Origin of the sequence: uncultured Methanobrevibacter sp., from assembly GCF_900316895.1 — an archaeon.
Taxonomy (GTDB): domain Archaea; phylum Methanobacteriota; class Methanobacteria; order Methanobacteriales; family Methanobacteriaceae; genus Methanocatella.
On the sequence record NZ_ONER01000006.1, the window covers coordinates 1 to 25,617 of the forward strand.

The window sequence follows — 25,617 nt, forward strand, 5'->3', positions numbered from 1 at the left end:
AAATAAACATATCATTAAAGTTTTAATAGGAACAAGACGTTCTGGAAAGTCAACCATATTAAAACAAATTATTGATTCATTAATAAAACAAGGAATACCAGAAGATAATATTGTTTGGATGAATTTTGAATTAAGTGATTATTTTGAAATAGACAATATTGAAAAGCTTGAAGAGTTCATATCCAATAAAACGGAAAATATTAACGGCAAAATTTATCTGTTTTTTGATGAGATACAGGTTGTTCCCCAATGGGAAAAATTAATCAACTCTTACTTTGCAAAAGAAAATTATGACATATACATTACTGGATCAAACTCAAAATTGTTGTCCGGAGAGTTTGCCACATATTTGTCCGGCCGCTATGTGGAATTAAACATATATCCATTTTCTTTTAGGGAATATCTTGATTACTACGAAATTACCTCTGATTTTAAAACTCATTTTTATAGATATTTGGAAGATGGAGGCATGCCTTCAACATTTGACTATCGTGGTGATGATAAAAGACTAATTTTAATTGATTTATACAATTCAATTGTCCTTAAAGATATAATTCAAAGAAATAATGTTAAAAATGTCGATTTATTGGATCGGATTATGAGATTTGTAATGTATAACATTAGCCAGCCATTTTCCGCAAATAAAATTCATAAAAGACTAAAGCAGGATATGGTAAACTTATCGGTAAATACAATTTATAATTATCTGAAATTCTTTGAAAATGCTTGTTTGATTTATCAGGTAAAACGTGAAGATTTACAGGGTAAAAGAATATTAAAATATGATGAAAAATATTATCTATGTGACTTGGGTTTTAGACAGGCAATAATAGGAAACAATCAACGTGATATCACTCGTGTAATCGAAAATATTGTTTATTTAGAACTTTTAAGAAGGGGATTTGAAATCACCATCGGTAAAGTTGATAGCCTGGAAGTGGATTTTGTATGCAAAAAACAAAACAAACCCATTTACATTCAAGTTTCTTATTTATTGGCCAGTGAAGAAACTGTTGAAAGAGAATTTAAACCATTAAAGAGTATTCAAGATAATTATCCAAAATACGTAATAACCATGGATGATGTGGACATGTCTCATGATGGAATAATTCATTTGAATTTAATTGATTTTTTAAGGGATAATGAAGTGATTTAACATCCTGGAAACCATACTCTTTTTAGGAAGTATGTCCTTTTTTAGGGAGTTTATCAACTCTGAGTTGATAAACTCACTTTGGTTTTTAAATAATTATTTTGAAGATAGATAATACTTGTTTTTATTAAAAGTAGTAGATAATTCACCTACTTTTCGAGCATTATTTGTTCGCATTCTATCAAACAAAAATCGAAAAAGTAGTAGATAATTTGAAGTGTATTATGCCAACAGCAACATGAAGCTGGTCAAAAGGAACCAGAAGTTGCATAATCCGGATTCACCGTTGCTGATTGGTGATGTGAAAGATGATGATGTTGTATATTGACACGCAAAGTAGATTGTTTTAATATGAGGGAATAAAGCATATATTAATGTGGTTTTCAATAACTCCTTAAAAGGAGATTAATTATATTAATTATTAAAAAGAAATATCTATCTTGAAGTTCTAAAGATGGATAAATCATCCGTTTTTTTTAAAAAAGGGAAATCATGATATTGTTAAGTTTTGATATTGAGGAGTTTGATGTGCCCCGTGAGCATGGAGTTGCATATTCGCTTGAGGAAGGCATGAATGTGTCAGTTGAAGGCACAAACATCATTCTGGATATCCTTAAAAGGAATGATGTCAGGTCCACATTATTCTGCACAGCAAATTTTGCCGAAAACGCTCCAAAAACAATGAATCGAATGATAAAAGAAGGCCATGAAGTCGCATCCCATGGCGTTAATCACTTCGAGCCGAAGGAATCTGATTTTGCAAAGTCAAAGGAGATTTTAGAAAAAATAACTAACACTAAAATTAGAGGCTACCGCCAGCCCAGGATGTTCCCGGTCAGGGACAGTGAAATAAAGAGGGTAGGATACGTATATAACTCATCCCTCAACCCTGCGTTTATTCCGGGAAGATATATGAACCTGAACGCTCCAAGAACATATTTCGAAAAGGATGGCGTGGTTCAAATACCTGCTTCGGTAACTCCAACGGTAAGATTTCCTCTCTTCTGGCTGTCACTGCACAATCTTCCTGAAAAGGTCTATCACTGGATGGTTCGCCGCACCCTAAAACATGACAGTTACTTCACGACATACTTCCATCCGTGGGAGTTCTATGAGCTAAAGGAGCATCCGGAATTCAAGATGCCCTTCATCATAAAAAGAAACAGCGGCCAAAAGATGGCGGAAAGACTGGACAATTTAATCGGGATGCTTAAAGACCAAAATCATAAATTCATCACATACAGTGAGTTCGCCGAATCCCTTCGTTAAAATAGGAAAAGACCAGTTTATAATTAATTTTTTTTAAAATAAACTTAACAAAATATTTAATATATTCGATTACTAATATATTAATATAGGTTTTATTATGGAATTCAACAGCAAGAATAAGGATATAATAGGAAAGGCTTTTTTCGCATTGAGTTTTATAATATTAATTTACATGTTTGTAACACCACTCAACCAACTTATTTTGCATGTTGATGAGTATTTTACACTCACAATCGTCAATTTCAATGTGGGTGACCTCATAAACACCACTGCAGCGGACGTGCATCCGCCATTATATTATCTGATACTTAAGTTTGCCATGTATCTTTCTGGATTATTTGGAATCTCTTCCCATAACCTCTATGTGGTAAGGCTGGTTTCGATAATTCCATATCCAATCATCATGGCTATTTCATATTTAAAAATCAGAAAGGATTATGGATGGCTGACCGCAGGACTTTTTACACTTTCACTGGGAATCATGAGTGAGTTTTTCTTGTATTTCCTAATAGCAAGAATGTACAGCTGGGCAATACTGTTCATTCTGATAGCTTTCATCTATACAAAGGAACTTTTTACTACTGGAAAGATAAAATACTGGGCGATTGTCACTGTTGCATCGGTATTATGTGCGTATACTCATTATTTTGCAGCTATTTCTGCAGTGTGTCTTTATTTGATTATAATATATTATGTGATTGTTAAAAACAGGAGTCAGATTAAGCATCTGTGCATTTCGATTGTGGCGGCAGTTCTTTTATATTTGCCTTGGGTTTTCACTCTTTTAAATCAATTAACTGCTATACACAAGGGATTTTGGGTGCCTAGAGTTAGATTTGATACACTTATCCAGTCCGTGGGGTACTATGCTCATTGCGGCGATTCCATATTTGCAATCATTGCAATTATGATTCTGATTGCTATCGCATACATGTATAAAAAGCAGCTTAAGGAAAAATACACTCTGGACAACTTTTATATTCTAACAGGCTTTGGAGTTTATTTTGGAACAATCGCATTGGCCCTCATTGTGTCTTTAACATTCAAATCTATCCTGCTTGCAAGGTATTTGATGCCTGCTGCAGCGGTTCTATGGCTTGCAATTTCAATCCTAATTGGCAGGATTGAAGACAAAAAGACAATGATATATTCATTTGCCCTCATCTGTCTGCTTCTGATTGCGGGAACCGCACACATGGTAAACACCAACATGACGGTATATAATGAGGGTTTGACTAAAGAAAATGTCTTTGATCAAATGATTCAGGATGAAAATGCATCACTTATCTTGGCCAGGCTGAATGGAGTAATATACTTCCTGGACTATTCCGATAGGGTCGACACATATTGCGTAAGATATACCTATGTCTTTGGACATAAGATGGACGAGCTGCATGAGACATTCAACTTCAAGGATACGTCGGAAAATGATATTTCTGGCCTTGTCAAAAACAATACTGACAGACATTTCTACCTGGTTAACATAATGACTTGGGGAGATCTGAATCTTGATTCCGAAATCAACAAGACCATCTTGATGTCCGATCAGGGTATTGAGATATCCAAGCTGACAGTAAACGAAACAATGAAGTGACCTATTGCGGATTCACTCCCTTTTTTGCAAATTAAAAAGAACTGCATATCCTCTACATTATTGCGCTAATCCTTAAAGACTATCAGTTTTGAGAATATGTAGTTTAAAATTATCACGATGATTTGAACCACGATTTTTGATATTGAGCCGTCAAAGGCAAGAAGATCGATGAATGTATACATCAAAAGCATATCCACAACCCCTGAAAATATCCTCCCTCCGAAAAAGAGAGACATCTCCTTGAGGATATTGGGACTTTTGCTTTCAAACACCCAAATCCGATTGGTTATATAGGCAAATAGCACTGAAAAAAACCATGCTATAGCGTTTGAAACCAGATAATTGATGCCAAGCAGATTTGCAAAGAAGAAATAGCTTATGAGATTGACGAAAAAAGTGAACGCTCCAAAGACTACATACAGTATCAGTTCCCTGTCAATCTTTATCCAATCACTCATCATTGATATTTGTCTCCTTAACAATAAAAATTGGACGGTTTTTTGTTTCCTTGTAGGTTTTTTCCAAGTATTTGCCCAATATTCCAATTGAAAGCAATTGTATGCCTCCTAAAAGTAATATTGTACACATTGTTGTTGCAAAACCCTGGACTGGATCTGAATACAGGAGATATTTCACCACAATAAATGCAAGGTAAATAAATGCAAGCACTGAAATTATCGCTCCCAGAACTATTGATATCGAGAGAGGGACTGTCGTAAATGCAACAATGGCCTCAATGGAATATTTAAACAGCTGCCAAATTGACCATGTGGTATCCCCTGCAATCCTTTCTACGTTTTCATATTCAATCCACTTGGTTTCAAAGCCGACCCATTGGAAAATCCCCTTTGAAAACCTGTTGTATTCGCTCAACTCAAGAACCGCATCGCTAACCTGGCGTGTCATCACACGGTAGTCGGTTGCTCCCTCCACCAGATTCAGGTTGGAAATGGCATTGAACAGCTTATAGAACAAATGGGATCCCAGTGTATTGGCTGCGGGTTCACCTTTTTTTGAAACCCTTCTTGCAGCTGCAACATCATAACCTTCAGATATTGTCTCAATCATTTCAGGCAGAAGGCTTGGGGGATGCTGAAGGTCAGCGTCCATGACACATACCAGATTGCCTGTGGCGTTAACAAGACCGGCATAGATTGCAGATTCCTTTCCGAAATTTCTTGAAAATGAGATATACTTAACATTTGGATTTGAATCTGCCAGATTCCTTATTTTTTCCAGTGTACTGTCGCTGGAGCCGTCGTTAATAAATATGACTTCATAATCAAAGCCAACTAATGTCTTTTGGATTTCATCCAAAAACATTGTAACACATTCCTCTTCATTATAACACGGCACAACAATACTCAAAAAATCCATATTAAAATGTTTATCGATGTTGGTATAAATTAATTTCTAAAAAATATGATTTGGTGATGTTGAAACATTTTATGGTATTACTTATTTTTTTTATATAATTTTTTTAACATTTAATAATATATTTAGATATTTTAATATACTTTTTATAATTGAAATATTATTAATATTGATTGGATGATACTATGAATATTGATGAAACAAAAAAAGTAAAGGAATATTTCTATAAGGAAGTTTTGGATTTTGATGAATCTACAATACTTTCTCCTAATCTTAATGGAGATAAGGAGAATGGGAAAATCTGTAAATCAACAGTTGAAATCAATGATTTTAGTGATTTCTGTAAAAGGAATTCCATAACTGCAAACGGCCTTTTTTTAGCCAGTGTTTCTTTGGCATTGAATAAGTTTAATTTTTCTGATAGAAACCTGATTTATCATGCGGATAACTTGCCGATGCCCCTCAAATTTGAAGATAGGGAAATTACCGTAAAAGAGTATTTATCTTCCATTCAAGAAATTTATGACCTCAGCTTGAAATTAGAAAATGAATCATTTGTTGAATTGCTTGATGACTACAATTTAGTCCCTGAATTCTATTATTCTTTTGGAGGTAAGTGTAGTGCTGATGAAATATCATATTCAAATTTCCTAAATGTCTGTGAGGACAATAATAAATTCATCTTATCATTTTCATTCAATAATCAATTATACACTAAAGAGTTCGCAGAATTATTCTTAAAAAGTATCGAAAAAATAATTAAACAAATCATAGTATCCGAAATAGATGAAATCAGTATCGGAGATATAGCTCTTGTGGATGAAAGGGATGATGTTGTATTCGATGAAATCGAACTGCCATATCTCCATAGGCATTTTGAAAATCAGGCAGATGAGAACCCTGATAATATAGCTCTTGTTTCAAACGGAGAAACCTTAACATACGCTGAACTTAACGAAAAAGCCAACCGCATTGCAAACGGACTTATTAAAAAAGGTGTGAAACCTAAAAGCAATGTTTTGATAATGCTTCCAAGAACCAGCGACTTGATTGCTTCAATATGGGGTGTCCTAAAGGCAGGCTGTGCATTCATTCCAATGGATATGGAATATCCTCAGGAAAGAATTGATTACATTTATGAAAACAGTCATGCACCTTATATCATCTCAAATGAAAGTGGGGATAACTCCATTGACATAAAAGAGCTTTTAATGGAGGAAAATGTTGAAAATCCGGATGTTGAGATTTCACCTGAAGATTTGGCATATATGATTTACACTTCAGGATCAACTGGCAAGCCTAAGGGGGTTATGATTTCTCATAGAAATATCTGTAATTTAATCAGGGACTATCCGAAAACCAGATATGACAGGGTTTTATCCATGACAACAATCTCATTTGATGTTGCATTGGAGGATATTATAACTAGTTTGACCAATGGGGTAGAGTTAATCTTTGCAAATGACACACAAATCAAAAGCACTCCGGAGCTAGTTAAATTAATCAATGAGTATGAACCTGAAGTGATGGACTTGACCCCATCAAGATTGGCAGCATACCTGGAAGTAAAATCATTCTGTGAAGCAATCAAATGCCTTAAATGTATATTTTTGGCTGGAGAAAAATTTTCAGCAGCAGTATATGAAGAACTGATTAAATATAACAGCGATGCAATTGTCTATAACAGTTATGGTCCGACCGAAACCACAATCACCTCAAACAATAAGATTGTAACGGACATTAATGATTTGACAGTAGGTCCGGCAATTCCCAATTACATTACTGATGTTAGAGATATTGACGGTAAGCTATTGCCTCAAGGGGTAATGGGTGAACTTTATATTGGTGGTCCTGGTGTCGGTAAAGGTTATTACAATATGGAAGAAAAAACAAGGGAAGTTTTCCTTAAAATCAATGGAATTCCATATTACAGAAGTGGGGACTATGCTATTGAAACTCCTAATGGTGAAATCGACATCAAGGGAAGAATCGATAATCAAATCAAGCTTAGAGGTTTAAGAATTGAAATTGGTGAAATTGAATCCAATCTGGGCAAATATCCTAACATTAAGCAGAACGTTGTTGTCATTAAGGAAATCAACAATAACGAGCATTTGTGTGCCTATTTCACCGCACAGGAGGAGATTGATGTTGATGACTTGAAGGAATACTTAAAGGAAAGGTTGACCAGATATATGGTTCCGACAGTCTTTATGCAATTGGATGAAATGCCTCAAACACCAAACGGCAAAACTGACGTTAAGCAATTGCCAGAACCGGAACTTCGTCTCTCTTTCACATTGCCGGAAACAGAAACAGAAGAGATATTGATTGATATTGCTTCCAGAATCACTGAAACTCCTGAATTCGGAACAACTGATGATTTGTATGCCGTTGGATTCACATCATTGACATTAATGAAACTCAATGCGGCAATCTATGAGGATTTGGGTGTCAACTTGGATATAATTGAACTATTGAATAATCCGACAATTAAGGATATTGCAAAGCAGATCGACCATAATGAAAGGGATGCAATTGATTTGGACAGGTTCATTGAAGTTGCTGAAGATACCGTCTATTATCCTTTGACTTCAAATCAATTGGGAGTCTATTATGAATGTGTTCAAAGTAATGTGGAGGCACATTATAATCTTCCTTCAATCATAAGATTTGGCAGTGATGTTGATGCAGACAAATTAAAAGAGGCAATCATAGAAACTATTGAGTTTTATCCATATCTTAAAACAAGAATCGTTACAAAAGATGGACAATTGATGCAAAAAAGGGATGATGCAATTTCTATTGATGAAATTCCTATTGTGGAAGTTGATTCAATCACTGATGAAGAAATCGAAAATGAAAGCGTAAAATCTTTCGATTTGCAAAACTGCCAATTGTTCAGATTTAAAATTTATAAGACTTCATCTGAAACAATACTATTTTCAGACGTTCATCACCTGATCAGCGATGGTGAATCTCTGGATAATCTGTTTAATAACGTGGCATATGCTTATGGGGGTCAGGAACTTGAAAATGAAAGCATTGACGGTTATATCAACAGCCTGATTGAAAAAGAATATGAGAACAGTGAAGATTATCAGTCATCTCATAAGTACTTCCAGGAAATGCTTTCCAATGAGGTCGATTCAACGGTTTTAACACCTGATTTGAATGGTAATGAAGAGTTGGGGGTAATCAAATCAGTTTCTAGAAATATAAACCCTGAAAAGATTAGGGAATTCTGTTCTAAGAACAAAATCAGTCCGAATGTGCTGATAATGGCAAGCGCCATATTGAACTTGAATAAGTATACATTCACTGACAAAACATTGATAACAACAATTTTCAATGGAAGGTCCAATTCTAATTATTTCAATACCCAGGCATTTTTAGTAAAAACACTTCCGTTCATTTCATTTAATGAAAACAGGTCTCAAACAATCAGGGAATTGCTGGAAAGTATCGATATTGCCTGGAAAGATTTGATCAGTCACAGCACTTATCCATATACTCAACTTGCAGAGGAATTCCAGCTAAAACCTGAATTCTTCTATTCATACAATAATCTTGATGATGAAATAATTGAGATTAATGCAAAAAGCTATAGGGTAAAATATCTGAAAACCCTTGAAACAAATTATAAAATCACCTTTGACATTAACGAGTCAGCAAATAATCTGGAATTTTTAGTCGAATACAATGATCAGTTGTACAGTAAGGATTATGTCGAAACATTCCTGGATTGCATTTTAAATGTATTGGATTACTTTATGGATTGTGATATTGAAAATGTAATGATTAGGGACATCGAATTGAATGGCAATGTAGAAATTCCTGTGTTTTCACCTATTGAAAATCCTTTCATTCACAAACGCTTTGAAAAGCAGGTGGAAGAAAATCCTAATAAAACTGCATTGATAGCTGCTGATGCTACATTGACCTATCGGGAATTGGATGAAAAAGCTAACAGGATTGCAAATGCTTTGATTAAAAAAGGTGTGGAACCTGGAAATAATATTTTGGTGATGCTTAACCGTAACAGTAACTTGATTGCTTCCATTTTTGGTATCTTGAAGGCGGGCTGTGCGTTCATTCCTATTGATTTGGAATATCCTCAGGAGAGGATTGATTATATCTATGAAAACAGTCAGGCGGATTATATAATAAGCAATGAAACTTCAGACACCACTTTGAATGTTGAAGAGTTATTGGCTGAAGAGGATTGTTCCAATCCTGATGTTGAAATTACCTCTGATTATACAGCTTATATGATTTACACATCTGGGTCTACCGGTAAGCCTAAAGGTGTGATGATTAGTCATGAAAACATCTCTAATTTGGTGACTGATTTTCCGAAAACCAGGTATGACAGGCTTTTAAGCGTAACCACAATATCCTTTGATGTGGCATTGGAAGACATTTTCACTTCTTTAACCGGTGGTTTGGAGTTGATTTTTGCTGATGATGCTGAAATTAAGAGCACTCCAAAATTAATAGAATTAATAAGCAAATATGAGCCTGAAGTTATGGATTTGACTCCGTCCAGATTGGCTTCCTATCTGGAGGTTAATAAATTCTGTGAGGCAATTAAATGTCTTAAGGTTTTATTCCTTGGAGGCGAGCAGTTCTCCGCCAAGGCATTTGCTGAATTTAGAAAATACAGTGATGCAATTGTATACAACAGTTATGGGCCAACTGAAACCACAATCACTTCAAACAACAAGGAAGTCATTGACATCAATGATTTGACTGTCGGCCATCCTGTTGATAATTATGTGACTGATGTGAGGGATATTGATGGAAAACTATTGCCTCAGGGGGTTATGGGCGAATTGTACATTGGAGGTCCGAGCGTTGGTAAGGGATACTACAACATGCCTGAAAAAACCAAAGAGGTGTTCCTGACCATAAATGACATTCCATACTACAGAAGTGGGGACTATGCAATCGAAACCCCTAATGGCGAAATCGACATCAAAGGAAGAATCGATAACCAAATAAAGCTTAGAGGTTTGAGAATTGAAATAGGTGAAATTGAATCAAACATCGGCAGATATCCTGGAATAAAACAGAATGTTGTTGTCATTAACAAAATCAATAACAATGACCATTTGTGCGCTTACTTCACAGCGGATGATGAAATCGATGCAGGTGATTTGAAAGAGTTCCTTAAGGATAAACTGACCAAATATATGGTTCCTACTGTTTTCATGCAGATTGATGAGATGCCGCAAACTCCAAACGGCAAAACCGATATCAAGCAATTGCCGGAACCTGTGCTGAAGCTGGAAAACGTCAAGCCTGAAAACGAAACCGAAGAAAAGCTCTTTGAAATTGCATCTGATTTAATAAATACTGATGATTTCGGTACCACTGACGATTTGTATGTATTAGGATACACTTCATTGACATTAATGAAATTAAACTCAATCATCTATGATGAAATGGGAGTGAACCTGGATATTTCAGTATTATTTAACAATCCTACTATCAAAAAACTTTCAATTGAAATTTTAAATGGTGAAGGCGATTCATACATTGATGAATTTGTTGAAACGGCTAAGACAATGGATCAGTTCCCATTAACCGAAAATCAATTGGGAATTTATTATGAATGTATTCAAAGCCCTAATGAAATCAAATATACCATGCCGACTACAGTCAGATTCGGCAATGAAATCAATCCTGATAAACTAAAAGAATCCATTATTAGGACTATTGAAGCGCATCCTTACCTTAAGACCAGATTAATAACTGCTGAAGACGGAACTATAATGCAAAAGAGAAATGATGATGGAGCCATTGATGAAATTGAAATCGTCAAGGTTGATAAAATCAGCGACAGGGAACTTATAAAAAATGAAGTCAAGGCATTTTCCCTAAACAACAATCAATTATTCAGATTCAAGATTTATGACACCTCTGACGATGTTGTAATGTTTTCTGATTTCCATCATATAATTACAGATGGTGTATCACAGGGAAATCTGTTTGATGATATAGCAAGGGCATATGATGGCAAAGAGATTAAAAAAGAAGTCGTTGATGGATTTGCGTATAGTCTGATTGAAAACGATGTCGAGAACAGTGAAAGATATGAAACCTCTAAAAAATTCTTCCATGATAAGTTAAGCCAGGAGATTGACTCTACAATATTGACTCCAAACCTGAATGGAAATGAGGAAGATGGGAAAATAAAAAGGACATCTGAAATTATTGATTCTACTGAAATAAGGGAATTCTGTAGGGAAAATTCAATCAGTCATAATGCCTTGTTTTTGGCAACAACCATTTTGAACTTAAACAAGTACACATTCAGTGATGAAACATTGATAACAACAATATTCAATGGAAGGGCAAATCCAAATTATTATGATACTCAAGGATTTTTAGTCAAAACACTTCCACTTGTAATGAAAAATGAAAACAGGCAGCAATCCGTTAGGGAATTCATTAGAAATGTTGATTCAAACTGGAAAGAAACAATAAACAATAGTTATTATCCTTATACAAAAATTTCTGAGGAATATCAGTTAAAACCGGAATTTTTCTATTCTTACCAGGAATTTTATGAATCAGAAAGCATAACTATCGCCAATAACTCATATTCAGAAAATGAACTGATTGACGATAGCTTTGTTGCAACAGAATATAAAACCGATTTGTCCATATTTGACTTTGAAGACACTTTTGAATTGCATGTGGAGTATAACGACGAATTATATTCTGAAAAGTATATTGAGACATTTTTAAGCTCAATTAAAACCATTTTGACTCAGATTATTGGAAATGATATTGATGAGTTGAGAATATGTGACATTGAATTGGAAAGCGAAGAGGAAATACCTGAATTCAGTTCTGTTGAACTTCCATTCCTCCATAAACGTTTTGAAAGACAGGTTAATGAAACTCCTGATGGCATTGCATTGATAGCTGCTGATGCTACATTGACCTACAGGGAATTGGATGAAAAGGCTAACAGGATTGCAAATGCTTTGATTAAAAAAGGTGTTGAGCCTGGAAATAATATTTTGGTGATGCTTAACCGTAACAGTAATCTTATTGCTTCCATTTTTGGTATCTTGAAGGCGGGCTGTGCGTTCATTCCTATTGATTTGGAATATCCTCGGGAAAGGATTGATTATATCTATGAAAACAGTCAGGCTGATTATATTATAAGCAATGAAACTTCAGACACTACTTTGAATGTTGAAGAGTTATTGGCTGAAGAGGATTGTTCCAATCCTGATGTTGATATCACTTCCGATTATACTGCATATATGATTTACACATCCGGGTCTACCGGTAAGCCTAAGGGTGTGATGATTAGCCATGCGAACATTTCTAATTTGGTGGAAGATTATCCGAAAACCAAGTATGACAGGCTTTTGAGTGTAACCACAATATCCTTTGATGTGGCATTGGAAGATATTTTCACTTCTTTGACCGGTGGTGTGGAGTTGATTTTTGCTGATGATGCTGAAATTAAGAGCACTCCAAAATTAATAGAATTAATTAATAAATATGAGCCTGAAGTTATGGATTTGACTCCGTCCAGATTGGCTTCTTATTTGGATGTTGACAAATTCTGTGAGGCAATTAAATGTCTTAAGGTTTTATTCCTTGGAGGCGAGCAGTTCTCCGCTAAGGTATTTACTGAATTTAGAAAATACGGTAATGCAATTGTATACAACAGTTATGGGCCAACTGAGACCACAATCACTTCAAACAACAAGGAAGTAATTGACATCGATGATTTGACAGTGGGCCCTCCAATTGATAATTATGTGACTGATGTGAGGGATATTGATGGAAAACTTTTACCTCAGGGAGTTATGGGTGAATTGTACATTGGAGGTCCCGGTGTAGGTAAGGGATACTACAACATGCCTGAAAAAACCGAAGAAGTGTTCCTGACCATAAATGACATTCCATACTACAGAAGTGGAGACTATGCAATCGAAACTCCTAATGGCGAAATCGACATCAAGGGCAGAATCGACAACCAAATCAAGCTTAGAGGTTTGAGAATTGAAATAGGTGAAATTGAATCAAACATCGGCAGATATCCTGGAATAAAGCAGAATGTTGTTGTCATTAAGGAAATCAACAACAATGATCATTTGTGCACTTACTTCACAGCGGATGAGGAAATCGATGAAGGTGATTTAAAAGACTTCCTTAAGGATAAGCTGACCAAGTATATGGTTCCCACTGTTTTCATGCAGATTGATGAGATGCCGCAAACTCCAAACGGCAAAACTGACATTAAACAATTGCCTGAACCTGTGCTGAAGCTGGAAAACGTCAAGCCTGAAAACGAAACCGAAGAAAAACTTTTCGAAATTGCTTCTGAATTAATTGATGCTGGTGAATTTGGGGTCACTGATGACTTGTATGCTATCGGATTCACCTCATTGACATTGATGAAACTCAACTCCCTCATTTACAATGAAATGAATGCAAATATTGACATATCAGTTTTATTCAACGAACCTTCAATAAGGTCAATATCCGATGAAATTAGGGACAGCGATGACAATCAGCTGGACATTGGAGAATTGATTGAAGCCACAAATGATATGGAATATTATCCATTGACTGAAAACCAATTGGGAGTATATTATGAATGTATTCAAAATCCTGATGATATTACCTATGTGATTCCTACTGCAACAAGATTTGGCAGGGATATCGATGCGCAAAAACTTAAACAGGCCATAATCACAGCAATTGAAGCACATCCATATCTTAAAACAAGAATCACAACATTGGATGACGGATCCATTAAACAGAAACGTGATGATGACATTCCTATGGATGAAATTGAAATTGTCAAGGTTGATTCAATCAGCAATGAGGAACTGGAGGCTGATGTTTCAGGATTTGCATTGAACGGCGAACAGTTATTCAAGTTCAAGATATATGAGACACCAGACGAAACAGTACTCTTTGCCAATTTCCATCACATTATCACCGATGGAATGGCGCAGGACAACTTATTCGGTGAAATCATTGACGCTTATGAGGGAAAAGAACTCCCTGAAGAGCAGGTTGACGGTTATATCTATTCACTCATTGAAGAAAAATTGGTTAATAGCGAAAAATACGGTTTGTCTAAAAAGTTCTTCAGCGATAAACTTTCCCAGGAAATTGAATCTAGCGTATTGACACCTAATCTCAATGGAAACCCTGATGACGGTAAATATATGACCATATCTCAAAGCATCGGCAATGGGGATATCCTGAAATTCTGTAATGAGAATGCACTAAGTCAAAATGCATTGCTGATGGCATGTACAATATTGACTTTGAACAAGTACACATATAGCGGTAAGACATTGATAACCTCTATTTTCAATGGCAGGGCACTTCCTTATTACCAAAATACCCAGGCGTTTCTGGTAAAAACACTTCCAATAATAATGGATAATGAAAAACGGGACATTACCATTAAGCAGTTCATTGAACATGTCGATAAAACATGGAAGGATTCAATTAATCATATTGAATATCCATACACCAAGATTGCTGAGGAGTTCCAATTAAAACCTGAATTCTTCTACACTTATCAGGAAGGCAGCGAATCAGATCAGGTCAAGGTAAACGGTGAAAATTTCGTTGTTGAGGAAGTGGGTGAGGATGTTTCCCTTACAGAATATAAGGTAACCTTGGATGTCACGGCTAATGATGACAGCATCGATTTGAGCATGAAATACAATGACCAATTGTATACTTGCGATTATGCGGAGCTATTCCTCAATTCAATCGTTCGCGTATTGGATCTGTTTGTAGACAATGACATCACTGAAACCATGATTTCCGACATATCATTGGTTGATGAAAGTGAAAAACCTGAATTCAAGCCGGTTGAAACTCCATTCATACACAAACGCTTTGAAAAGCAGGTTCTTGAAAACCCTGATGCCACTGCCCTTAGGGTTAATGGTAAAAGCATAACCTACAATGGCCTTAATGAAAGGGCTAATCGCATAGCCAATGCACTTATCCGCAGGGGTGTTGAGCCAAGAAGCAATGTTTTAGTAATGCTTAAAAGGGATGTAAATCTGATAGCTTCTGTTTTAGGTATTCTGAAAGCGGGCTGTGCATATATTCCTATCGATTTGGAATATCCTCAAGAAAGGATAGAATATATTTATGAAAACAGCCAGGCAGAATACATCCTGGCTGAGGGGTCAACTGGAAATGTCATTGACGTTAATGAATTGCTTGAAGAGGAAAATATCGAAAACCCTGATGTTGAAATGGATTCCAATGATTTGGCTTACATGATATACACTTCAGGGTCAACAGGAAAACCTAAGGGCGTAATGATTTCCCATAAAAACATTACAAGCCTGTTTGCTGAAGATGACGACAACATTTTATATGAGGCATATTGCGAAATGAATAAAACCCTTGCAATTACCACAATATCATTCGATACATTCCTGCTTGATTTGATGAGCTTGACATTTGGTCTGGAAGTTGTTTTGGCCAATGACAATGAATCCAAAAACATAACAGACTTAACAGAACTCATACGCAAGGAAAAACCTGATGCGCTTACATTTACAACACCATCAAGATTAAGGCAATATCTTGAAAATGAGAGATTTAAGAATGAGCTGTCAACATTCAAGTATATCGCCATTGGTGGAGAAATGTTGCCTCAAGATTTAGTCGCCAATGTTTTGGCAAACAGTGATGCTGCAATCTATAACATTTACGGACCTACTGAAACAACAGTAACATGCAATTCAATTAAAATTACTGATTCCGACCATATAAGTGTTGGAAAAGCATTGCACAACTATGTGACTGATGTAAGGGACATTGACGGTAAACTGTTGCCTAAAGGCGTGATGGGTGAGCTTTATATTGGAGGTATAGGCGTATCAAGGGGATACTATAATCTAGATGAAAAGACTAAAGAGGTTTTCCTTGAAATTGATGGCATTCCGTACTACAGAAGTGGGGATTATGCAATAGAACTTCCGAATGGCGAGTTTGATGTTAAAGGCAGAATCGATAACCAAATCAAGCTCAGAGGTTTAAGAATAGAAATCGGCGAAATTGAAGCTAATATTAATAGATTCCCAAAAATAAAGCAGAGTGTGACTCTCATTAAGGAGATTAACAATAATGAACATTTATGTACATATTTCACAGCCGAGGAAAAGATTGACATTAACTTGCTTAAGAGATACCTCAAAAGCAAATTGACAAAATATATGGTTCCTACAGTATTTATCCAAATTGATGAGATGCCTCAAACTCCTAACGGTAAGACAGACATCAAACAGCTTCCTGAACCAACATTGAACTTAAATTATGTTGGGCCGGAAAACGAACTTGAAGAAAAGCTGTTCGAGATGGTTTCATCCCTGAATGATAATGACCAGTTCGGAACAACAGATGATTTATACTCATTGGGTTTCACTTCTCTGACATTGATGAAATTAAACTCATTAATCCATCAGGAATTCGATGTTAATATAGATATGGCTTCATTATTTAGTAATCCGACAATAAAAAGCATTGCGTTCAATATTGAAAATGATGTTGGCTTTGATGTCGATGTTGACCATATCCGTGAAATTGCAAGAAATATGGAGTATTTCCCATTGACTGCCAATCAGTTGGGTATCTACTATGAATGTGTCCAAAGTCCAGATGTGGTGAAATATACATTGCCTTCTGCAATCAGGTTCGGCAAGGATGTTGATGCCCAAAAGCTTAAGGATGCAGTGATTGCAACAATAGAAGCGCATCCATATCTCAAAACCAGAATTGTCACTGGCGAGGATGGTGAATTAAAACAAAAACGCTGTGATGATGCAGTGATTGATGAAATTGAAATCGTAAAAACAGAGAGCATCACAAATGAAGAGATAATGAAAAACGATTCAACTTTCTTTGAACTGAATGACAGTCAATTATTCAGATTTAAAATCTATGATACTCCATCACAGACTATCCTGTTCTCTGATTTCCATCATATTATCAGTGATGGTGAATCACAAAACAATTTCTTCAATGAGTTGATTAGGGTTTATAACGGTGAAGAAATTGATGAAGAAAGAATCGACGGATATGTTTACAGCCTCATTGAAAAGGAGACCTCACAAAGCGAAGCCTCCAAAAATTATTTCCAAAACAAATTCAGCAAGGGATTCGAATCCACTGTGTTGACAACCAACATTAACGGAGACCCTGACAAAGGAAATATAAAGCTGATTAATGAGTCAATGAACTCAACATTTATCAGACATTTCTGTAAAGATCATGCGATAAGTCCAAACGTATTGTTTATGACTGTAGTTACCATAAACCTTAATAAATTCACTTTCTCTGATAAGGCATTGATTACTACAATTTTTAACGGCAGGGCAAATTCTGATTATATGAATACTCAAGGAATGCTTGTCAAAACATTGCCTGTTCTCATCGGCAGTGAGAATAGGGACATGATGGTCGAGGACTTCATTAAAGTAGTTGACGAAGCATGGAAAGGTTCATTGGTGCACAGCAATTACCCATACACTAAGCTTTCTGAAGAATATCAATTAAAGCCTGAATTCTTCTATGCGTTCCATGAATTCTTTGAAGATGAAAGTGTGGACTTCAATGATCAGACTTATGAAGTGGAAGCCATTGACGGCACTGTTGCAACCGATTATAAGATTAACTTGAATGTTTATGATGACGGTGAAGAAGTCAATATCGTTCTTGAGTATAATGATCAGCTGTACACTGAGGAATATGTTCAAAAATTCCTCTATTCAATTAAATTCATTTTAATCCAATTGTTTGTAAATGATATGGACAAACTGAGACTTCGTGACATTGAATTGGAACATGAAAAAGAATTGCCGGAATTTGTTGAAACTGAAAATCAAATTTTGCATGAACGCTTTGAAAGGCAAGTTGATGCAAATCCTGATAAAACCGCTTTGGTTGCATGTGATGCGGTATTGACCTATAGGGAATTGGATGAGAGGAGTAATCGCATTGCCAATGCCCTAATCAAAAGGGGAGTCGAGCCAAAAAGCAAGATTTTGGTAATGCTTCCAAGAACCAGCGATTTGATTTCAGCAATATTTGGAATTTTGAAGGCGGGCAGTGCATATGTGCCGATAGATTTGGCATATCCGAAAGAACGTGTTGATTATATTTACAATAACAGTCAAGCAGATTACATTATAGGCATGGAAAGTGCAGATAATACATTGGCTATTGAAGAATTATTGGCTGAGGAAAATGGCGAGAGACCAAACTTATCAGGGGACCCTGAAGATTTGGCATATATGATTTACACTTCAGGTTCAACCGGAAATCCTAAGGGAGTGATGATTTCCCATAAAAACGTTACAAACCTGTTTGTGGAAAGTGAAGACAATCTATTGTACAACATATATAATAGCTTCACTAAAGCGCTTTCAATTACAACGGTCGCATTCGATCCATTCCTGCTTGATTTGTCTAGTTTGATTTTTGGATTGCAGCTTGTGCTCGCAAGTGATGAGCAGACTAAGGATATTGAAGAGTTAACCGAATTGATTAAAAGGGAAAAGCCGGATGCAATCACATCCTCAACACACTCAAGGTTAAGGCAGTATCTGGAGTATGACGGATTCAAAAATCAGATGTCAAACTTCAAATACATAGGTGCTGGCGGGGAGATGATGCCAAAAGAGTTGGTATCTGAAGTTTCAGCCGTCAGTGATACATCTTTATACAATATGTATGGGCCAACAGAAACAACAGTGGCCTCAAATGCCCTAAATGTAATGGAATCTGATGACATCAATGTGGGAAAAGCATTGTTCAATTACATTACTGATGTAAGGGACCTTGATGGTAAGCTATTGCCTCAAGGAGTGATGGGTGAGCTTTACATTGGAGGTCCTGGAGTTGGAAAAGGATATTACAACATGGATGATAAGACCAAAGAGGTTTTCCTTGAAATCAATAACATTCCATATTACAGAAGCGGAGATTATGCAATTGAACTTCCGAATGGTGAAATCGACATTAAGGGAAGAATCGATAACCAAATCAAACTTAGAGGTTTGAGAATTGAAATAGATGAAATCGAATCTAACATTGCCGACTTCCCAAACATCAAACAGAATGTTGTGCTGATTAAGAAAATCAACAACACAGAACATTTATGTGCCTACTTCACTGCAGATGAAGAAATTGATAAGGAAGCATTAAAGAATTATCTTAAATCTAAACTGACCCCATATATGGTTCCTACAGTATTCATGCAGCTGGATGAGATGCCTCAAACTCCAAATGGAAAAACAGATGTAAAGGCATTGCCTGAACCTAAACTGGAACTGAAATATGTTGCACCTGCAAATGAGCTGGAACAGCTGATCTGTTCAATATTTTCCATAACCCTTGATGTTGAAACCGTTGGGGCTGAAGACAACTTCTTTGAAATTGGCGGAACCTCACTTATAGCTTCAAAACTCATTATCGAATTGCTTAAAAGGGATTATGTGGTCAAGTATGATGACATATTCAGAAATCAAACTCCAAGACAGCTGGCAAGGGTATTGTCCGGTGAAAACAAGGAGATTGATTTGGAGTCTGACATTGTTCAAAACTATGACTATACCAAAATCAATGGGCTTTTAAGTGAAAATACATTGGAAAACTTCGAAAATGGTAAAAAAGAGAAATTGGGCAATGTTCTATTGACTGGAGTTACAGGATTTTTAGGAATCCACATCCTATATGAGTTCATCAAAAACGAGACAGGAACAATATACTGTATGCTGAGAAAAGGCAATTTCAATTCCTGTGAGGAACGTTTAATCGATATGATGGATTACTACTTTGATGAGGACTTCTCGGACCTTATCGGTTCCAGGATAATTTTATCTGAAGGGGATATTACCAGCCTGGATGACTTTAACAAATTAAAGGATTGTCAAATTGATACTTTAATAAACAGTGCTGCTCTTGTAAAGCATTTCACTGCTGATGATTATATCTATAAAGTTAATGTTGATGGTGTAATCAACGGACTCAAGTTTGCCGAATCAATTGGCATCAAATATGTCCAAATTTCAACAATCAGTGTTCTTTCATCTCCAAACGATGAATCTGATATCTCAGGTGTCGGATTCGATGAGCGAACACTGTATTATAATCAGGATTTAACTAACAAATACATAAACAGTAAGTTCCTGGCTGAAAGGATGGTATTGGAATATGCCGTAAATGGCGTGAATGCCAGAATAGTCCGTGTAGGAAACCTCATGGCAAGATATTCGGACGGTTTGTTCCAGAAAAACTTTGATACAAATGCATTTTTAGGAGAACTAAGGGCAATTAAGAATATTCAGGCTATTACAGAAGAAATGAATAATGAAGAAATTGAAATGAGTCCTATTGACTATGTTGCAAAAGCAATATTGGCTTTAGCAAAAACTCCTAAGGAATGTAGGGTATTTAACTGTGTAAATCCAAATAGCATATATAACAGTGACATCATCGAAGCTTTGAATTCATTCGGCTATGGCATTAATCTTGTTTCAGATGAGGAATTCATTGAAATATGCAAGGATAACATGGATGAGAATATCCAGGGATTAATCACTTCCGACATGTCAATTGATAAGTTATCTGAAGAGGAATATAGTGAAGAATTGGATGAATTTATTGTCAAGACCGATCAAACTAAAGAGATTCTTCATTCATTAGGTATTGATTGGCCTATACTGACTCAGGATTATCTTAAAAGTCTAATAAAATATTTAAATAAGTTTAATTACTTTGAATAAAGGGTGGAGTTTATGGATAATGATATTATAGCAAACATTAAATTTAAGGAATTGTTGTTGCCAACTTTGCTGATTGCAATGGCATTAAACATTTCCGCAGTTTTTGATTCGTTCTTTGTATCCTCCTTAATTGGTGAGAGTGCATTGGCAGCAATTCAAGTTTTTGAACCGGTCGTATTGTTTATAACAATTTTAGAATGGCTGTTTGGGTTAGGAGGTCAGATATTATCTTTAAACTGCAAAGGTGAATTCAATGAATACGGAAGCAATAAGTACTTCACTATAGCTATTGAAAGTACTGTAATAGTATGTATAATAATGTTGATTGTATGCAGTGTGTTTGCTGATAGTTTAATTAATATTTTACATCCTCCTGCCGGTGTTTTGCCTTATGTTCAGCAATATGCTCCATTTCTATTCCTATGCTTCCCGATATCCACTGGATTGGGGGTACTATCTCAGTATATTCGTGTAGACGGACAGCCAAATTTTGCATCTTATCTAATCATCATTGCTAATGTGATTAATATCGTATTGGATTATGTATTTCTGGCTTACTTCCACACTGGCATTGGGGGAGCTGCATTGGCCACATTAATAGGTTATTCAGTTGCTTTAATCATTTCCCTGAAATATCATTTCGATCCTAAAAGGACATATAAATATCTCCGTTTAAAAATCAGCATTAAAGAATGGTTTGAATCCGCTTATAAAATTTGTAAAACAGGTTTTCCAAATGCAAGTACCGGTTTATTTGAGGTAGTGCTGGTTTACATTATCAACAGAATTCTTACAGTTTACTTAGGTGAAATAGGATTGGTTTCATACACTGCATGTATGGACGCTCTTTTGATTGTCAGCATACTGATTGTAGGTTTCATTGAGACATTCTCTTCAATTATTCCTGTCTATTACTCACAGCATGACTATAAAAATGTCAGGTTTCTGTTTAGAAAATCAGTCATGTTTGCGCTGATTGCTGCGGTTGCATTTACAGTAATCCTGTGGGTTGTGCCGGATTTGTTCCTGATGCTTTATAAGCTGAATCTTTCTCCTAATGTTGAAACATTCAGATTCACACTTAGAATGTTTTCATTATGCTTTATTCCTTCAGTATTTGCTACAGTGTTCATATTTTATTATGAAGCAATCGAAAGGAGTGCAATTGCAACAGCTTTATCTGCAATAGCAATGTTTGTAGGTCCATTATCAGCAATATTCGGATTGCTGCCTTTTATGGGAATCAACAGTGTTTTCATTTCCTTTGCGGTGGCAAATGTAATGACAATTATTGTAGCAATCGTTTATGTTAAAATTGTTGAACGAAGGGAACCTGAATATGGTGGACTTCTCTTATTCAGGGAAGATCTAATTCCGCTTACGCAAAACTTCAATTTGCAAAACAGAAATGACAAAAATGAAGTGATCAGTCACTTAATGTCTCTTGGCTGTAAAGAGGAGGAATGCAAAAATGTTGAATCCATATTGAATTACATATTCGACAATAATGAGGAGGATGTTTCTGTGGAGGTTCTGGTCATTAATTATGAAGACAATATTGCTGTAAACATTAAAGATACAGGTAAGGAAGGTTTATTTGAAGAAATCAAAAAAGAGGTTTGTGATGATGACCTTAAATTTACAAATGTATTGGGCTTCAACAATATAGGATATACAATTAAAAAAAGTTAAGGGGTAATTACTTGGATATTTCTAAATAATAAAATGAAAGTTAAAATTTTAAATTGCCAAAAAAGAAGGGGAATTAATTAAATTCCCTTAATTATCTTTTAAAATTAATATTGCATGTTAAATTCAATTGTGTTTTCCCGGATAAGCCTATTGTAATTGAATATTCTCTGAATATGCCCATCCTTTGGATTCAAGTTTGCAATTTATATATTACAATCTTATCATGCTTTTTTTTAAAAATTGAAATTTTATTGCATAAAAAGGAAAATTTATAAAAATTGTTTAAAAATTTTTAATTTTTTTTTCTAAATTTTAGTTTTATGAGTATAATTTTAAAATTATTTTGTTTTTCTCTTATATTTCAGATAATTTTTTTTATGTTATCGAATCTGTTTATAATTTCTAATTTTTTTTTAATTTTTTAATAAATTTTTAATTTTATAGTAATTTGATTAATATATTTTTTAAAAATTAAATATTATTATAAAAAATCAGATAAATATAAATATTATGTAAAGTATATTAATTTTTATAAAGAACTTTATTTTAATTGATTATAATCTGTAATAAATTGTTTTGTAATTGATTTTTAACATAGGTGGCAAAAATATTCGAAAAATTATCAGAAATGATGAAAATTTATATATGATTTTCTACAAATTATTAAATATCAACTTTAAAGAGGTGAAAATATGGATTCTAGAACAATTCTTGCAATAATCGGTTATATCCTTGCAATATTATTCCCATTAATTGGTGTTATCTACGGATTAATATTATACTTCGTTAAAGGCGATGATGAATATATTAAAAAACATGCAAAATATATCATTATTGTCGGTGTAATAATGATGATAATTTCAATTGTATTGGCAATGGTTATGGGTATATCACTGCTTGCAATAGGTGCATCACAATAAACCCAACCTTTTTTTTATTTTTTTTTCTTATTTTGAAAACGTTATCACTCAATTCTTTTCAATGGTAATGACCGTGTTGTTCAAACCCAATATTTGGGAATGGTCAATGTTGTCGGAAATGTCACGCAGCTTATCAACATGCTCTGAATTTAAATCAGGTTTTTCTTTTGGATAGTATCCTATTCCAGAATACTTTATTGAAATAACTGCAAACTCATCATTGTCCCTGATAATCACATCAATCCAATCAAGCTCATCGTTTATGTCTATAATGTAATCAACAATCTCCTCAATTGCTAAACTAACGAAAACTGATTTTTTCTCATCGGATATGAATTCCCTGACCTCTTTGGACAAGCCTGCGGCATCATCTGCATTTCCACGGATGGTATATTCTAGAATCCTCTCATTTTCATCATGATGTTTTTGAAGGAATAGTCCGGAGTATTCGCCATTTGTCTTTTTGTTCAGGTAAATGGAGTACAGGTAAATAAATATTATAGTTGCGATTTCTGAGACCAGAAACGCAAACCATATTCCGTTTTCATCCCCGATGATGGAAAATATGAATACGAATGCCACTGGGAATATTAATCCGTTTAATAGTGTGGTGATGTTCGCTAATTTCATGTTCTGTATGGATTGAAGATAGAAGATATACAGGAAGTTTATTGAATAGGCCAGGAGGGATAATGAGAATATCCTCACTGCATTCATTACTGTAGGGATGTGTGAAGGATTGCTTACTGAGAAGACGTATAATATTGATTGGGGGAATATTGTAAACAGCAGTGTGAAAAATATTCCAAATGCTACTGTAATCTTCAATGACTTTCTTGCAACATATTCTACGCCGTTATAATCTTTTTCCTGATAGTAAACGGTTATTATTGGCAAAATTGACTGAGCAGTACCGAATATGAATATGCTTACCAATAATAATGTATTGCAGCACATGTTGTATGCAACCAGCCCAACATTTGTGAAAACTCCGAGGATAATTGAATTAATTATAATCAGTTTAACTGATTGGTACAGTGCTATTGAAGATGAGGAAAATCCTGTTTTGCAAATGTCCAACATGCATTTCATGGATTTGGAAAATTCGATTTTAATCAATTTGAATGTGCGTTTAGAACTAAAAAAGTATGTTGAGATGTAGACTGTAGCTATTATATATCCAAATACCATAGCTAATGCTGCACCGCTAATTCCCATATTGAATTTTATGAAGATGATGTCAAAGACCACATTCAATATGTTGGCCATGAGAAATCCCCTGAATTGCAGCTGGACAAAATTATCGTTTTTGATGAAGTATGCCAGAACGATAAAAAAGCAGATGAACGGTATTGCAAGAAGATAATACTTTAAGTATTCGAATATCAGCGGTCTTAGATCAGGTGAATTGGATAGTATATGCAGGTAGCTATCTGGAAACAGCAGTCCCAGTACCATAATCAAAACGGAGATAATTATTATGCTGACAAGTGAAAGGGTGAATATGTAATTGCCCTTTTTATCATCAAAGTTCGCCTTTGCGCTGGTGGCAAGTATGGTTCCTCCAAATCCTATTAGCCAATATACCATATTGATGAATTGGGCTAGAGGCTCTATACTTTGGATGACTGACAGATTCATTGGACCCAGCATGGCGCTGACTATGAATGCATCGGCAAGAATTGCAAAATTTCCGGCTATTGCAGCAAGCAATGTTGGAAAGAACAATTCTTTGAATTTTGAATTCAATAAGTTAAATCTTCTTTCGTATGTCATTTGATCACTATTGTCTTTTTGATGAGATTATCT

9 protein-coding genes are annotated in these 25,617 nt (G+C 35.2%); 6 read left to right on the forward strand and 3 right to left on the reverse strand.

The window, feature by feature from the left end:
* The 3 genes from QZN27_RS01525 to QZN27_RS01535 form a co-directional block, all read left to right on the forward strand.
* Positions 1-1,156 (forward strand): ATP-binding protein (locus tag QZN27_RS01525; protein WP_296782777.1); only part of this gene is annotated, 1,156 nt, incomplete at its 5' end.
* A gap of 489 nt (positions 1,157-1,645) precedes the next feature.
* Positions 1,646-2,422, forward strand: a complete 777-nt coding sequence (locus QZN27_RS01530) for a polysaccharide deacetylase family protein (RefSeq protein WP_296782778.1) — start codon at positions 1,646-1,648, stop codon at positions 2,420-2,422.
* Positions 2,423-2,519: 97 nt separating this feature from the next.
* On the forward strand, positions 2,520-4,016 hold the full coding sequence (locus QZN27_RS01535) for a glycosyltransferase family 39 protein (protein WP_296782779.1): 1,497 nt from the start codon (positions 2,520-2,522) through the stop codon (positions 4,014-4,016).
* A 65-nt stretch (positions 4,017-4,081) separates the two neighbouring features.
* Here QZN27_RS01535 and QZN27_RS01540 read toward each other — a convergent pair whose 3' ends face one another.
* Both QZN27_RS01540 and QZN27_RS01545 read right to left on the reverse strand, forming a co-directional pair.
* The gene (locus tag QZN27_RS01540; protein WP_296782781.1) at positions 4,082-4,474 is read right to left on the reverse strand and encodes a GtrA family protein; all 393 of its coding nucleotides are present in this window, start codon (positions 4,472-4,474) and stop codon (positions 4,082-4,084) included.
* A complete protein-coding gene (locus tag QZN27_RS01545; protein WP_296782782.1) occupies positions 4,467-5,393 on the reverse strand; it encodes a glycosyltransferase family 2 protein in 927 nt (308 codons plus the stop codon). Before QZN27_RS01545 ends, QZN27_RS01540 begins: the two co-directional genes overlap by 8 nt.
* Before the next feature lie 170 nt (positions 5,394-5,563).
* Between QZN27_RS01545 and QZN27_RS01550 the strand changes: the two genes are divergently transcribed.
* The 3 genes from QZN27_RS01550 (at position 5,564) to QZN27_RS01560 (ending at position 23,808) form a co-directional block, all read left to right on the forward strand.
* The gene (locus QZN27_RS01550; RefSeq protein WP_296782784.1) at positions 5,564-21,196 is read left to right on the forward strand and encodes a non-ribosomal peptide synthetase; all 15,633 of its coding nucleotides are present in this window, start codon (positions 5,564-5,566) and stop codon (positions 21,194-21,196) included.
* A 12-nt stretch (positions 21,197-21,208) separates the two neighbouring features.
* Entirely contained in the window at positions 21,209-22,888 is a 1,680-nt protein-coding gene (locus QZN27_RS01555; RefSeq protein WP_296782786.1) for an MATE family efflux transporter, read from the forward strand.
* Between the two features lie 692 nt (positions 22,889-23,580).
* Positions 23,581-23,808, forward strand: coding sequence for a DUF4870 domain-containing protein (locus tag QZN27_RS01560; RefSeq protein ID WP_296782788.1), 228 nt, complete (start codon positions 23,581-23,583; stop codon positions 23,806-23,808).
* A gap of 48 nt (positions 23,809-23,856) precedes the next feature.
* Here the strand turns inward: QZN27_RS01560 and QZN27_RS01565 are convergent, their stop codons facing one another.
* Positions 23,857-25,584 carry an MATE family efflux transporter gene (locus QZN27_RS01565; RefSeq protein ID WP_296782790.1) on the reverse strand — a complete coding sequence of 576 codons (1,728 nt, stop codon included), beginning with the start codon at positions 25,582-25,584 and terminating at the stop codon, positions 23,857-23,859.
* Positions 25,585-25,617: the final 33 nt, after the last annotated feature.

What these genes read in the sequence shown, in the direction of transcription:
- QZN27_RS01530 (WP_296782778.1), top strand. Translation starts at nt 1,646, where the DNA reads ATGATATTGTTAAGTTTTGATATTGAGGAGTTTGATGTGCCCCGTGAG.
- QZN27_RS01535 (WP_296782779.1), top strand. Translation starts at nt 2,520, where the DNA reads ATGGAATTCAACAGCAAGAATAAGGATATAATAGGAAAGGCTTTTTTC.
- QZN27_RS01540 (WP_296782781.1), bottom strand. Translation starts at nt 4,474, where the DNA reads ATGAGTGATTGGATAAAGATTGACAGGGAACTGATACTGTATGTAGTC.
- QZN27_RS01545 (WP_296782782.1), bottom strand. Translation starts at nt 5,393, where the DNA reads ATGGATTTTTTGAGTATTGTTGTGCCGTGTTATAATGAAGAGGAATGT.
- QZN27_RS01555 (WP_296782786.1), top strand. Translation starts at nt 21,209, where the DNA reads ATGGATAATGATATTATAGCAAACATTAAATTTAAGGAATTGTTGTTG.
- QZN27_RS01560 (WP_296782788.1), top strand. Translation starts at nt 23,581, where the DNA reads ATGGATTCTAGAACAATTCTTGCAATAATCGGTTATATCCTTGCAATA.
- QZN27_RS01565 (WP_296782790.1), bottom strand. Translation starts at nt 25,584, where the DNA reads ATGACATACGAAAGAAGATTTAACTTATTGAATTCAAAATTCAAAGAA.